This is a genomic window from Acinetobacter portensis, from assembly GCF_009372215.1.
Classification (GTDB): Bacteria; Pseudomonadota; Gammaproteobacteria; order Pseudomonadales; family Moraxellaceae; genus Acinetobacter; species Acinetobacter portensis.
Genome location: NZ_LWRV01000038.1, coordinates 42,971 through 56,746 on the forward strand (window position 1 = coordinate 42,971; position 13,776 = coordinate 56,746).

The 13,776-nt window shown below is 36.1% G+C and carries 16 protein-coding genes; 8 read left to right on the plus strand and 8 right to left on the minus strand.

Features of this window, described 5'->3' with window-relative positions; genetic code table 11:
- The first annotated feature begins 135 nt into the window (after nucleotides 1-135).
- From A6M14_RS03510 to A6M14_RS03530, 5 genes are all read left to right on the plus strand, one after another.
- Nucleotides 136-1,152, plus strand: a complete 1,017-nt coding sequence (locus A6M14_RS03510; protein ID WP_152873633.1) for an aspartate carbamoyltransferase catalytic subunit — start codon at nucleotides 136-138, stop codon at nucleotides 1,150-1,152.
- 9 nt (nucleotides 1,153-1,161) lie between these two features.
- Complete coding sequence (locus A6M14_RS03515) at nucleotides 1,162-2,397, plus strand: dihydroorotase (protein WP_152873634.1); 1,236 nt, start codon at nucleotides 1,162-1,164, stop codon at nucleotides 2,395-2,397.
- 143 nt (nucleotides 2,398-2,540) lie between these two features.
- A complete protein-coding gene (locus A6M14_RS03520) occupies nucleotides 2,541-3,308 on the plus strand; it encodes a hypothetical protein (protein ID WP_152873635.1) in 768 nt (255 codons plus the stop codon).
- 131 nt (nucleotides 3,309-3,439) lie between these two features.
- Complete coding sequence (locus A6M14_RS03525; protein ID WP_152873636.1) at nucleotides 3,440-4,492, plus strand: DUF1311 domain-containing protein; 1,053 nt, start codon at nucleotides 3,440-3,442, stop codon at nucleotides 4,490-4,492.
- Nucleotides 4,493-4,588: 96 nt separating this feature from the next.
- A complete protein-coding gene (locus tag A6M14_RS03530; protein WP_152873637.1) occupies nucleotides 4,589-5,362 on the plus strand; it encodes a Rossmann-like and DUF2520 domain-containing protein in 774 nt (257 codons plus the stop codon).
- A 73-nt stretch (nucleotides 5,363-5,435) separates the two neighbouring features.
- Here the strand turns inward: A6M14_RS03530 and trmB are convergent, their stop codons facing one another.
- Both trmB and A6M14_RS03540 read right to left on the minus strand, forming a co-directional pair.
- Nucleotides 5,436-6,152 carry a tRNA (guanosine(46)-N7)-methyltransferase TrmB gene (gene trmB / locus A6M14_RS03535; RefSeq protein WP_152873638.1) on the minus strand — a complete coding sequence of 239 codons (717 nt, stop codon included), beginning with the start codon at nucleotides 6,150-6,152 and terminating at the stop codon, nucleotides 5,436-5,438.
- Between the two features lie 138 nt (nucleotides 6,153-6,290).
- Nucleotides 6,291-7,730 carry a SulP family inorganic anion transporter gene (locus A6M14_RS03540; RefSeq protein ID WP_163123820.1) on the minus strand — a complete coding sequence of 480 codons (1,440 nt, stop codon included), beginning with the start codon at nucleotides 7,728-7,730 and terminating at the stop codon, nucleotides 6,291-6,293.
- Nucleotides 7,731-7,948: 218 nt separating this feature from the next.
- On the opposite strand from A6M14_RS03540, the gene A6M14_RS03545 reads away from it, so the two are divergent.
- Nucleotides 7,949-8,560: a glutathione binding-like protein gene (locus A6M14_RS03545; RefSeq protein WP_152873640.1), complete on the plus strand. Its 612-nt coding sequence runs from the start codon at nucleotides 7,949-7,951 to the stop codon at nucleotides 8,558-8,560.
- Nucleotides 8,561-8,685: 125 nt separating this feature from the next.
- On the opposite strand, the gene A6M14_RS03550 is transcribed toward A6M14_RS03545, so the two are convergent.
- From A6M14_RS03550 to A6M14_RS03570, 5 genes are all read right to left on the minus strand, one after another.
- Entirely contained in the window at nucleotides 8,686-9,471 is a 786-nt protein-coding gene (locus A6M14_RS03550; protein WP_152873641.1) for a thiazole synthase, read from the minus strand.
- A gap of 12 nt (nucleotides 9,472-9,483) precedes the next feature.
- Nucleotides 9,484-9,681 (minus strand): sulfur carrier protein ThiS, encoded by a 198-nt coding sequence (gene thiS / locus A6M14_RS03555; RefSeq protein WP_163123823.1) that lies wholly within the window; start codon nucleotides 9,679-9,681, stop codon nucleotides 9,484-9,486.
- 21 nt (nucleotides 9,682-9,702) lie between these two features.
- Nucleotides 9,703-10,068 (minus strand): DUF423 domain-containing protein, encoded by a 366-nt coding sequence (locus A6M14_RS03560; protein ID WP_152873642.1) that lies wholly within the window; start codon nucleotides 10,066-10,068, stop codon nucleotides 9,703-9,705.
- 133 nt (nucleotides 10,069-10,201) lie between these two features.
- Complete coding sequence (gene rpoH, locus A6M14_RS03565) at nucleotides 10,202-11,071, minus strand: RNA polymerase sigma factor RpoH (RefSeq protein WP_152873643.1); 870 nt, start codon at nucleotides 11,069-11,071, stop codon at nucleotides 10,202-10,204.
- Between the two features lie 125 nt (nucleotides 11,072-11,196).
- Nucleotides 11,197-11,430, minus strand: a complete 234-nt coding sequence (locus A6M14_RS03570; protein WP_152873644.1) for a sulfurtransferase TusA family protein — start codon at nucleotides 11,428-11,430, stop codon at nucleotides 11,197-11,199.
- Nucleotides 11,431-11,808: 378 nt separating this feature from the next.
- Here A6M14_RS03570 and A6M14_RS03575 point away from each other — a divergent pair, with 378 nt between their 5' ends.
- Both A6M14_RS03575 and rhlB read left to right on the plus strand, forming a co-directional pair.
- Complete coding sequence (locus A6M14_RS03575) at nucleotides 11,809-12,024, plus strand: cold-shock protein (RefSeq protein ID WP_004280099.1); 216 nt, start codon at nucleotides 11,809-11,811, stop codon at nucleotides 12,022-12,024.
- A 101-nt stretch (nucleotides 12,025-12,125) separates the two neighbouring features.
- Complete coding sequence (gene rhlB / locus A6M14_RS03580; RefSeq protein ID WP_152873645.1) at nucleotides 12,126-13,277, plus strand: ATP-dependent RNA helicase RhlB; 1,152 nt, start codon at nucleotides 12,126-12,128, stop codon at nucleotides 13,275-13,277.
- 71 nt (nucleotides 13,278-13,348) lie between these two features.
- Here the strand turns inward: rhlB and A6M14_RS03585 are convergent, their stop codons facing one another.
- Complete coding sequence (locus A6M14_RS03585) at nucleotides 13,349-13,729, minus strand: putative periplasmic lipoprotein (protein WP_152873646.1); 381 nt, start codon at nucleotides 13,727-13,729, stop codon at nucleotides 13,349-13,351.
- Between the last annotated feature and the right edge of the window lie 47 nt (nucleotides 13,730-13,776).

Below are 13,776 nucleotides of genomic sequence, written 5' to 3' on the forward strand. Positions count from 1 at the left end.
ATTGAAATTATTATTGGATATTGGGTTTTTAATTGTAATTGTTAAATGTATTTTGATCATTCGGTGCCTTATTTCACTGCAAAGTTAGCGTGAATGTCTGTATAATATGTTGACTTAGCATATAAGGAATCCACCATGTATTTGGCGGCACTGCATACCCCGAGCCAGATTCAGCTCAACCAAAACGGAAACCTAAAGCACTTTTTGACCATTGAAGGTCTATCTAAAGAAACTCTTACAAAAATATTGGACACTGCACAGTCCTTTTTTAATGACCAAAATCAGCTTATTACCAACAATCTTCTGGAAGGTCGTACGGTAATGAATCTCTTCTTTGAAAATTCTACCCGTACACGTACCACTTTCGAAGCCGCTGCAAAACGTCTTTCTGCCAATGTTTTAAATATTGATATCGCACGTTCAAGTACATCTAAAGGTGAAACTTTACGTGACACGCTTTGGAATTTAGAAGCAATGGCGGCAGACATCTTCGTGGTGCGTCATTCATCTTCTGGTGCAGCACATTTCATTGCAAAAGATGTATGTCCAAACATCGCCATTATTAATGCGGGCGATGGACGTCATGCACATCCTACGCAAGCAATGTTAGATATGCTCACCATTCGCCGTGAAACCAAGAAAAACTTTGAAGATATCTCTATTGCCATTATTGGTGATATTAAGCATTCACGCGTTGCACGTTCGGATGTTGCAGCATTGCAAACATTGGGCTGTAAAGACATTCGTGTGATTGCACCAAATACATTACTTCCTTATGGTTTTAGTGAATATGGCGAAGGTGTTCGTTTATTCAATAATATGGAAGACGGTATTCAAAATTGCGACGTGATTATTACTTTACGGATTCAAAACGAACGTATCGATTCTCCTGCATTGGCGTCACAATCTGAATTCTACAAAATGTACGGCTTAAATAAAGAACGTCTTGCATTAGCAAAACCAGATTGCATCGTGATGCATCCAGGACCTATGAACCGTGGCGTAGAAATCGATTCAAGCATTGCAGATGGTACGCAATCGGTGATTTTGAATCAGGTAACAAACGGTATTGCTGTTCGTATGGCAGTATTGGCGTTGTCTATGCAAGGTCAATTGCAAGAAAAAGGTTTATTAGAAGCGATTGCGGTATAAGGGATAGTCATGAGTATTGTTAAAATTGAAAATGTACGTGTCTTAGACCCAATTGCTAAAACGGACAGCGTACAAACTGTATATATCGAAAATGGTAAATTGGTTGCTGAATCAAGCAATGTTGCAGAAACCATTAATGGTGAAGGCAAATGGTTAATGCCAACCATGTTAGATTTGTGTGCGCGTTTACGTGAACCGGGTCAGCAACAACATGGTACGTTAAAATCTGAAGGTAAAGCGGCACGTGAAAACGGTATTTTGCACGTATTTACTCCACCAGATTCAAAACCAATTGTTCAAGATAATGGTGCTTTAATCCACGGCTTAGTTGAAAAAGCAATGTTGGATGGTGGCATTTATTTACAAGTGATTGGTGCACAAACTCAAGGTTTATTAGGCAAGCAACCTGCAAATATGGCAGGTTTGAAAAAGGGCGGTTGTACGTCTGTTTCAAATGCTTATGCAACATTTGAAGATGATGATGTTGTACTTCGTACTTTAGAATATGCGGCTGGTTTAGACATGACTGTCGTGTTCTATGCAGAAGAACATCAAATTGCCAAGGATGGTTGTGTACATGAAGGTTTTGTTGCATCTCGTCAAGGTTTACCAACAATTCCTGCTTTGGCAGAAACCATTGCAATTGCAAAATACTTGTTGATGATTGAAGCTACAGGCGTACGTGCTCACTTTGGCTTATTGTCATGTGGCGCATCTGTAGAGCTTATTAAAATTGCAAAAGACAAAGGCTTAAATATCACCTGTGATGTGGCAATGCACCAATTGCATTTAACCGATCAATTGATTGATGGCTTCAATTCACTTGCACATGTACGTCCGCCACTTCGTTCTGAAAAAGACAAAGAGTTGCTTCGCCAAGGCGTAAAAGATGGTGTAATTGATGCGATTTGTACACATCATGAACCTTTAAGTAGCTCTGCGAAAATGGCGCCATTTGCTGAAACACTTCCGGGCTTTACAGCATTTGATACTTATATTCCATTTGGCATTCAACTTGTGAAAGAGGGTTTGTTCGAGCCTTTAGAGTGGGTTGAAAAAGTGACTGTTGCACCTGCAAAAGTGGCCAATATGTATGATCGTTGGGTGGCTGAATCTGGTTTAGTATTAATTGATCCTGAACTTGAATTGACACTGAATAAAGATTCAATTATCTCTCAAGGTAAAAATACGCCGTTAATTAATCAAACTGTTCAAGCAAAAGCAGTGCGTACTTTTACTGCGTAATTTTGAAATGATTTAATGAAAAGTCAGCTTCGGCTGACTTTTTTGTTACAGAAATATAAAAGGAGCTTAATAAAATATTTTACATAGATTAAAAAATATCCTATAACTACAATGTAATGACATTTAAAAATCGTGGGGGCGAGATGTCTTTTAATATAATTAATCTATTACAACAACACGTTACACCTATCGTTCTTGTAAAAGAAACAGATGATTTATTATTTAAAAAACAAGCACTCACTAGCTTTTATCCAATTTTATTGGCAGCTATTAATTCTAAACCTGAATTGTTTGAAAAACTACGTAATCAACTTGAGCCAGATATCACTGATATTTTTGATGAAAACTCAGATATTACACAGCAGATCTTAAATTATATTAGTGGTGAGGCATCTACAGAAGAGGTTAATCATCATCTCAATGCATCTCTTGCACCTGTTCTGAATTTGTTGGTAAGTGAAGCAGGATCGGGTGATATTCAAGTGATTGAACATTTAATTAAAGGGCAAATGCCATTGGTGTTAAATGCATTACCACATTGGTCTGTCGATTTGCTTGCTATGGCAGGTATAAAAAATTCATTAGAAAATATTCGGGAAGAATTGAAAAAGCCTGAAGCCTTTGTTTCAACAAGTTCGAATAAAAAGAAAAAACCATTTCCATTGCAATATGTAGTGCTGTTCATTGTCATTGCACTTTTGATTTTGGTGATTAAGTCACTTTTTCAGCATAATTCTGAAAGTTCAGAGCTTAAAAATAACGATGTTGCATCTGAGGTTTTATCTCAACCATATGCACCTAAAATAGATGAGCAAGCAGCTTCAACAGTATTGGTTAAAAATCCATTACCTGAAATAGAAAAAGCGGTTCAACCTGCATCAAGTTCTGAAATAGAAAAAATTATAGAATAGAATGACTTATTGAATTTTGATTAATGCATCTTAATAAAGTTTGTTAATTATTGATATCTATGACTCGTTTTTTAATCAATTGTTTGCTTAAATGCGCATGAAAATAATGACAATCATGGTTGAAAATCAAAATGAATAAATTTTTAATTTATAGCTTAGCTATTTCAACAAGTTTAATGGTGGGTTGTAATAAATCGACACCAAAAGAAAAGGAAGTTGCTGCAAGTGAGGTAAAAGAAGAAGTTTCAGATTGGAGTTGTACAGCTCAGGCGAATATCGATCAAATTCAAAACCGTTTAAAAGAAGATTATTTAAAAGAATTAGATCGTAGTCTTCGAAACTCTCATTACGAAGCCAATCAAGATATTTTAGCGACGATTCAAAAGGGTATTAAATTTGAACTAAAAGGTGTGACCACGCTTACTCAAGATATTAAAAATACCAATATTTTAGAGTGCTCAAGTCAGTTGGTTGTTCATTTGCCCAAAGGTTTACAAAAGCGCTCTGAAAATGCATATAAAGAAATGCCATGTGCAGATGAGGGTGAATATTGTGGTGGTCGATATGAAGGGGATGGCTATACAAACCTTCATGATTATCTTGAAGATAGAGAAAATGATTTAAGTCTTGCAAATGATCAACTGGTGGGTAGTTTAAAATATAGCATTACCAAAACAGACAAAGACGGTTTGAGTTTAACGGTTCCATCTCAAAGTGCGGTAATTAATGCAATTGCGTTTGTTGCGAAAACTGCAGCTCAGTATGAAGCTTATGTAAAAGAAAATGCTGAAGGAAACCGTGAAATTGAAAAGAGCCAAAAAGAGCAAGCTGAACAAAAAGATTTAGCCAAGAAAGCACTCGAAATTCGTAAAAAAGAATTAGATAAAGAGAAATTATCTGGAGTTGAGCGATTAAATCAATCTTGGGATAATTTAAGTGTTGAATTAAAAGCAAAGTATAAACAAGAGCAAGTAACTTGGTTTGAAAAACGAGATGTAGACTGTAAAGTGATTTCACAAAAGTCTGTATATCAATTATCAGATTCTGAAAAAGAAACTTATCAGAAACATTCACGTTATTGGGATGAAGCTTTAGAAGCTCAAAACACGCAAATGCAGTACAACAAATGCTTTATTGAGCGTACCAGTGAACGTGCAGATGTATTGGATGAAATTTCTAATTAATATTTGCAAGTTAATATTTAAACATAAAAAAAAGGACGAATTGATTCGGCCTTTTTTTATTGGCATGCTGTAACAAAGGAATGTTGTGTAGAAATTATGAAAATTAGTTTTATTGGTGCAGGACGTGTTGCAAATCATTTAGCGAAAGTTTTAAGTGAGCATCATCAAATTGTGCAAATTTTTAGTCGAAACTTAGAGAAAGCACAGTGGCTTGCGAACCAAGTTCAGGCAGAGGCCATTGCAGATTTTAAATCGATCCATGCCAATATTGATTTAATGATTATTGCGGTAAGTGATCAATCGATTGCAGATGTCATTGGACAAATTAGCCCATATTTGAAAGATGTCTGTATTGTGCATACTTCAGGAAGTACGCATTTAAACATATTGGGTGAAAAACATGAAAAATCAGGTGTTTTTTATCCGCTACAAACCTTTAGTTTGGAACGTGAAATAGATTGGAAAAATACACCATTATTTGTGGAAGCTATGAATGAGCAAGATTTAGCATGTTTGCTTGATTTAGCAAATAGCCTAAGCAATAGAGTGTATTCTTACAGTTCAGAGCAACGGTTAAGTTTACATTTAGCCGCTGTCTTTGCTTGTAACTTTAGTAATTATTGTTGTGACATGGCAAAACAAATTGTAGATGATAAACATGTCGATTTCAGTTTGTTGTATCCCTTAATTGAAGAAACAGCCCATAAAGCATTGGTCAATGACCCTAAAGATATGCAAACAGGGCCTGCAATGCGTGGCGATGAAAATATCATTCACATGCATACAAATATGTTAAAGCAAGATCAACGAGAAGATTTAAAAGCGGTGTATCAATTGCTCAGTCAGCAAATTTTACAACGACATCAATAGAGATTAGATTGCTTTTAGTTGTGTTGTAGCAAAATTTATCCAAGAAAAAGGGCTCTTATTGAGCCCTTAAATCTTATTTGATTTTCTTGAAGAGGAAGTCGTTAATTTTATGACCTTCTTCTAAACCACGACGCTCAAATTTCGTTTGTGGGCGCCAATCTGGACGAGGGTAGCTGTTGCCTTTTCCTGCCATATTTTCAAGATTTGGACGGTTGTCTAAAACATCTAACATCCATTCAGCATATGGTTCCCAGTCAGTTGCAGAATGGAATGTACCACCCATCTCTAACTTTTGCTCAACCAATGGCATGCGGTCATGTGAAACAAAACGACGTTTGAAATGACGTTTCTTTTGCCAAGGGTCAGGGAAGTACAATTGAATAGCATTAATACTGTTATCAGGCATTTCACGTAATACTTGAATTGCATCTGCATCAAGTAAGCGTAAATTTGTTAAGCCTGCCATACCTGCTTCATATACGCACTGTGCAATACCAGGAATGTGTACTTCAATACCCACATAGTTGCGTTCAGGGTTGGCTTTTGCCATAAGTACCAATGAACGTCCCATACCAAAACCAATTTCCACAGTTAGCGGGCGTTCTGGATGTTCAAAGTGTTGGCGTAAATCACCCACTGGGTATTCCAAAATTAGCTGACCGTATTGTTCAAGCGCAGTACGTTGAGAAGTATTTAGTGGAGATGAACGACGCATGAAAGTTACGATTTCACGGTTCTCATTCAGGTTTTCCAGCTCTACGACTTGCTGGTCTAATTGATCGTTCGACATAATTTTGGCAATGTTAAAAACTACGAATGCGATATTTTAAGTGCTGAGCCTGACAAGTCAAACTTTTATATGGCTTTATCTAAAAATTGAACAAAAAATACAAGAAAAGAGCCAAATAGGCTCTTTTCTTCTTTCAAACTAATTATATTTATCTATTAAGGTGCTACTTGCTTCATTTAATCCAACAATATTCACTTCAATATTTTTCTCATTGAATTTCTTCACCACGCTGTTAAACATGTTCACAGAAGTTACATCCCAAATATGTGCATGGGTTAAATCAAGTTCTACAGATTTAACATTTTCTTTAAAGTCGAAAAATTGGAAAAATTTATCTGAACTGCTAAAGAAAATCTGTCCTGAAACAATATATTTACGTTCATTGTTACGAAGTGTAGATTCAACTTTTACCGAACTTTCTAGCTTATTAATGATGAATAATGCAGACAGTAGAACACCAACAAATACACCAAGTGCCAAATTATGTGTCGCAATGACTACAATAATCACAGCAATCATCACCACATTAAAAGACAATGGATGGTTTTTAAATTGCTGAATTGAATGCCATTGGAAAGTGGTAAATGACACCATAATCATAATGGCAACAAGTGCAGCCATAGGAATATAAGCAAGCCAATCTTTTAAAAATACAACCAAACAAAGTAGGAATATACCTGCAACAAGTGTAGAAAGACGTGTACGTGCGCCCGAACTCACGTTAATAATCGATTGACCAATCATGGCACAACCTGCCATACCGCCCATAAAGCCACTGACAATATTGGCAAAACCTTGACCACGACATTCTTTATGTTTGTCACTTTCGGTTTGGGTAACTTCATCCACCACTGTTGTTGTCATCATGGTTTCAAGTAAGCCAACAGTTGCTAAAGTTATGGAATACGGAAAAATAATGCTGAGTGTTTCAAAGTTGAGTGGAATTTGCGGAATGAGGAAAATAGGTAAAGTATCTGGGAATGTACCTAAATCGCTTACTGTACGCATATCTGCGCCTAAAAAAAGTGCTAAACAGCTTAAAACTACAATACAAATCAGCGGTGATGGAATAGTTTTTCCAATTTTAGGCAGGTAGGGGAATAAATAAATAATGGCTAAACCTAAGCCCACAAATAGATATGCTGTGGTATCCATTTTACTGATTTCAGGAAGTTGAGCGACAAAAATTAAAATCGCCAAAGCATTTAAAAAACCATACACCACAGATTGCGAAACAAAACGCATGAGTTTGGCAACTCTAAAATAACCTGCAATCACTTGAATAATGCCTGTAAGTACGGTTGCGGCAAGTAAATATTGCAAACCATGTTCTTTTACAAGTGTAATCATCAACAAGGCAAGCGCACCTGTTGCTGCTGAAATCATGGCAGGGCGTCCGCCAAAAAATGCAATAGAAACAGCAATACAAAAAGATGCGTATAAACCGACTTGAGGATCTACGCCTGCAATAGCAGAAAATGCAATTGATTCAGGAATTAAAGCTAAGCCAACCACCAAACCTGCCAAAACATCGGTGCGTATGTTGGAAAACCATTCATCTTTTTTTAAGCTAATCACGTGCAATATTCAATAAACTTTAAAGTCGCTTATGTTAAATCAACTTTGTTTAAAAAAGTATGAATATTCGACTTGATTAATTCATTCAATTGAACAATATTGAAGATGTAAATGTGCAGTTAACAGTTACGATTTTCTAAAAATAAGTAAGTTTCTTCACTTGAAAGTTTGACAGAAGCAATTTAAAACAGAGTATAGAGATATAACAAGGATCAAGAATGAAACTTTATTATTCACCGGGTGCATGTTCACTTGCATCACATATTATTTTAAATGAAATTAATGTAGATTTTGATTTAGAGCGCGTTAATACAAAAACACATATCACAGAAAAAGGCACAGATTATTACACCATTAACCCGAAAGGTTATGTGCCTGCATTGGAAATTAATCCGGGTTTAATTTTAACTGAAAATGTCGCAATTCTTCCTTTTTTAGCACAACATGATCCTAAACAAGACCTTATTCCACCATCGGGTTTGGGGCGAGCAAAAGTTTTAGAGTGGCTAGGCTACCTAAACTCAGAATTACATGATGCTTATGCCGTATTTTTTGGTGCAACATTAGATGATGAAGCGAAGCAAAAAGCCTATGCTGAAATTGATCGTTTGTTGAAATATATCGATGACACGATTGCGAAATCTGACAATGAATATTTAGTTGATGATAATTTTGGCCCTGCAGATGCGTATTTATTTGTGATTACCAATTGGTCAAACTTAATTCATCATGATTTAACGCCATACCAAAATGTTGTTGCGCTGCGTAATAAAGTGGCTGCACGTCAGTCTGTGCAAATTGCAATGCGAGATGAAGGTTTAATTCCTTAATCTATTCAAGATCTTTCATTTTCTTGCGAAAGAAATCTATTGAATATTGTGAAATAAAAAAGGACTCAGATGAGTCCTTTTTTATTTATTCTTCATTTAAATATTCAAATGATTATTTAAAAAAGCTATTTAAAAAAATAACCTGTTTCAGGCGAGCTTGCATTTGCCATACGTTTACGTGGCATACGACCTGCTAAAAATGCTTCACGACCTGCTTCAACCGCTTTTTTCATGGCAGAAGCCATTAAAATAGGGTTTTTCGCAGCAGCAATAGCAGTATTCATTAATACGCCATCGCAACCAAGCTCCATAGCAATAGCTGCATCACTTGCTGTACCTACACCTGCATCTACAAGTACAGGAACTTTCGCATTTTCTTTAATAATAGAAAGAGTATGTGGGTTTAAAATACCTAAACCAGAACCAATTAAACTACCAAGTGGCATAATCGCAACACAGCCCATGCTTTCAAGTTCTTGCGCAACAATCGGGTCATCCGAGGTATACACCATAATCTCGAAGCCATCGTCAATTAAAGTACGCGCTGCTTTTAGGGTTTCTGTGATGTTTGGATATAAGGTTTTTTCATCACCCAAAACTTCAAGTTTTACTAAGTTATGACCATCTAACAATTCACGAGCAAGCATACAAGTACGCACAGCGCTATTTGCATCGAAACAACCTGCAGTATTTGGGAGAATTGTATACTTTTCAGGAGGCACAACAGAAAGTAAATTGGGTTGATCTGGATGTTGACCAATATTCACGCGTCGAATTGCCACAGTCACAATTTCTGCACCACTTGCTTGAATAGCAAGATCGGTTTCGTTTAAATCTTTGTATTTACCTGTCCCTACAAGCAGGCGAGAATTAAACGTACGTGAACCAATAATAAGGGGGGTATCTTCCATGGAAGCTCCAATTTAGCCGCCACCGACGGCATGTATAATTTCTATTTGATCTTTATCGTTAATGATACTTTGCTGTAATTTGCTTTTCGCAATAATCATTTCATTATGTTCAACAGCAAAGCGTTTGCCCTCTAGAGCAAGTTCCTGAATAAGTTCTAATAAGTTGGAACATGCAGTATTTTGAAGTTCGCCATTTAAGTAAATTTGCACTTTGGTTTCCCTAATTTGCCATTATTTGGCGTATTTAAATGCATTCCATGCAAGAATTAACCATCCTGCAATCATCAACGCGCCACCAATAGGGGTAATTGCACCTAAACCACGTGGTAAGCCTAAAGCCATGATGTATAAAGAACCACAGAAAAAGAAAATACCTATTTGGATGAGTAGAAAACTGGTTTTAATAGGTAAGTTTGGCACAACTTTCGCAATAATCGCTAAAGCCAACAACCCTAAAGCATGATAGAAAAAATAGTCAGTTGCTGTTTGCCACCAACTTAATTGAGCTTCTGTTGCATGTGCTTTTAGTCCGTGCGCCCCAAATGCCCCAAGTATGACTGCAAATGCTAAATTTAAAGCGGAAATAGCAAGCCACATAAGTCATCTCACTTATACAAAATTTGCGCTTAACCTTAGCATAATTTTCTTATTTGATTAAATGGTATAGATGCTCAAAACAAATTTTAAACAATAAAAAAGGGCACGAAGCCCATTTTTATTTTGAAGAAAATTAATTCGAAGACATTGCAACTTTAATTTTTTCCATGGCATTTTTTTCTAATTGGCGAATACGTTCTGCTGATACATTATATTCGGCAGCAAGTTCATGTAGGGTAGATTTATCATCATCTAACCAACGACGTTGTAGGATAGTGCGTGAGCGATCATCAAGTTGTCCCATGGCATCATGAAGCGCGGCAGTACTTTGTTCTTCATAATCTTCATTTTCAACTAAATTTGCAGGATCGTAACGGTTATCTTCCAAATAAAGTGCAGGGGCTACATAAGTAGAACCTTCATCGTCATCATCGCCAGATGCTTCAAATGCAGCATCGTAGGCAGTTAAACGACCTTCCATTTCTAGCACTTGCTCTGCGGTCACATTTAAGTCTTTCGCAATAGATTGTGCTTCAGCTAAAGTAAGTTTTTTACTCGATTTTTTTAAGCTGCGTAAATTAAAGAATAATTTACGTTGTGCTTTTGTGGTCGCAATTTTGACAATACGCCAGTTACGAATTACATATTCATGAATCTCGGCTTTAATCCAATGCACAGCAAATGAAACCAAACGCACGCCCATAGTTGGGTCAAAACGTTTTACAGCTTTCATTAAACCTAAGTTACCTTCTTGAATTAAATCGCCTTGTGGTAAGCCATAACCTGCATAACTACGGGCAATATGAACCACGAAACGTAAGTGAGACATCACTAACATTTTTGCTGCGTCTAAATCTTGATCGTAAAAATAGCGATCAGCCAACTCTTTTTCTTGTTCGGCAGTTAAAATTGGAATTTGATTGACAGTACTAATATAAGCCCCAAGGTTTGAACCTGGCGCTGATAATGACAGGGGCATCAACTGATTGCTGCTGTCACTCATAGGAACTCCTTTAGGATGTGTCGATGAAATATCAATGACATTCATATTAATGCGAATAACCGACTAAATTAAGTGGAAATGGTGAAGAAATGTAATTTTTTATGCCAATAGATCAAAAAATGCAATTAACGCGTAATTATATAATGAAATTCGTGCTTTGAAATACACTGTATATCACATTTTAGATTGTTAATTTGGCAATAACGTAGAACATCTTGTTGGCTATGTGGGTCAGATGATTTGAGTAAAAACTGCTGACTCGAAGCACTTTTTAAGGCACGTTTTAGCATTAATAGTGGCATTGGGCAGGGTTTCCCCATGGCATCAATGATATCTATTGCTTGTTTTACATCTTCCATTAAGTTTTAAAACCGTTTAAAAACGCTTCAATTATACTAATAAATGGCATAAAAAAGCGAAAGTGTGATTTTTTTATTTATTCTGAACAAGATTAAATGCTTAAATTAATTCATGATAAATAAATAGGCTTAAATCTGAATAAGATATATGAAAAAACTCTATTATTTGTCAGAAACCCATGATAAGCTCGAAATGAATTAGGGGTTACGGTAACTATAAAGTTATTGGGCAACCTAGTTAGAAATGGATGTAACCGGATTTTGTTAATAGTTTCACAGAATGATTATAAGTTTAGAAAGAATGAAATTTTTAGGCTTTGTTGGTCTGCTGCTTGCAACACCGGGTGGTCCTTCAATTAAGTCTATGAGGATTAACTTATGACAGCTGCTCGCGAACAAGGCGTAGTTAAGTGGTTTAATGACACTAAAGGTTTTGGTTTTATTCAACGCAATGGCGGTGATGACGTATTCGTTCATTTCCGCGCTATTCAAGGCGATGGCCACCGTTCACTTCGTGACGGCCAACGCGTAGAATTCAGTGTTGTTAAAGGCCAAAAAGGCTTCCAAGCTGAAGAAGTTCAGCCGTTAGACTAATTGAAAAATTAGACTAATAAAAAACGCTCCAATGTTTATTGGAGCGTTTTTTTGTTTATAATGATTAAAATATTTCTATTTATGAGTGAGTGCACATTAATATGTCAGCTGGTTTTGAAACCTTAAATTTACATCCAAATTTGAAAAAGGCAATTGATGCATTAGGCTTCACTAAAATGACATCAATTCAAGAAAAGGTTTTAAAATTCACGTTAGCAGGACATGACGCAATTGGTCGTGCACAAACAGGCACGGGTAAAACTGCTGCCTTTCTTGTAAGTGTAATTAATGACTTATTAAATAACCCGATTAAAGAACAACGATTTCGTGGTGAAACACGTGCACTTATTTTAGCGCCTACACGTGAATTGGCATTGCAAATTGAAAGTGATGCGAAAGAATTAACAAAATATACAGATCTACATTTAGTCACTTTATTGGGTGGTGTAGATTTTGAAAAGCAAAAAGCAGAATTAAGTAAAAACTTTGTCGATATTATTGTAGCCACACCAGGTCGTTTAATCGATTTTGTTGAACAAAAAGAAGTTTGGTTAGATCAGATTGAATTTTTGGTGATTGATGAAGCAGACCGTTTACTTGATATGGGCTTTATTCCATCGGTAAAACGTATTGTTCGTTATTCGCCACGTAAAGAGCAACGTCAAACACTCATGTTCTCTGCAACATTTAGCTATGATGTTTTAAATCTTGCACAGCAATGGCTATGTGATCCTGTAACGGTTGAAATTGAACCTGAAAAGAAAACCAATGCAGACGTAGAACAACGTGTATATATGGTTGCTAAAACAGATAAATATAAACTGTTAGAGGAAATTCTACGTGATGAACCCATTGAAAAAGTCATGATTTTTGCAAATCGACGTGATCAAGTGCGTAAATTGTATGATCATTTAAAGCGTGATGGCTATAAAGTGGTGATGTTGTCGGGTGAAATTGCACAAGACAAACGCTTGAAAATGCTCGATCAATTTAAAAATGGTCAGCATAATATTATGATTGCAACAGATGTTGCAGGGCGTGGTATTCATGTTGATGGTGTTTCACATGTCATTAATTTTACTTTACCTGAACAGTCTGATGATTATGTACATCGTATTGGTCGTACAGGTCGTGCGGGAACAAGTGGTGTAAGTATTAGTTTCTTATCTGAAGATGATGCGTTCTATCTTCCTGAAATTGAAAAAGCAATTGGTCAAAAATTGCCACTTACTCGTTTAGATGGTTATTGTTAATTTCGAATTATTAGCTTTAAAAAACCGCTTTAATAAGCGGTTTTTTTATGTTTGTAATTTATGTGGCTAAGTTATTTTGCTTCACATTTAAAGGTTAGCGTTGTTTGGTAATCATCATCTTTAGAAATATCTGCGCTTTTACCTGCAATTGTGCCAAGTACGCTTGCAGCAGCTTGAATCATTTTACCTGTTTGCTCATCGACGATGCTTTTTAAAGCACCGTTATATGTTGTTTTCTGATCTGAAATAATAGCGGTTAATTTTCCGCAGGTTTTATTTGCAGCAATAACAGCATTATTTTTAGCAAGGACTTCAGACTTACCTAAACCTGTCACTTCGTATTGATTATCTGCTTTTTGTATCGCAAGCGTGTTCATTGTTGGGTTTGAGCTACAAGCACTTAATACTAAAGTGGCTAAAAATGCTGAGCTGATTGTAAGTATTTTTTTCATTTTGTTTTATCTCGAAGTGGTGTTATTCATTTATTTGAACATAGATT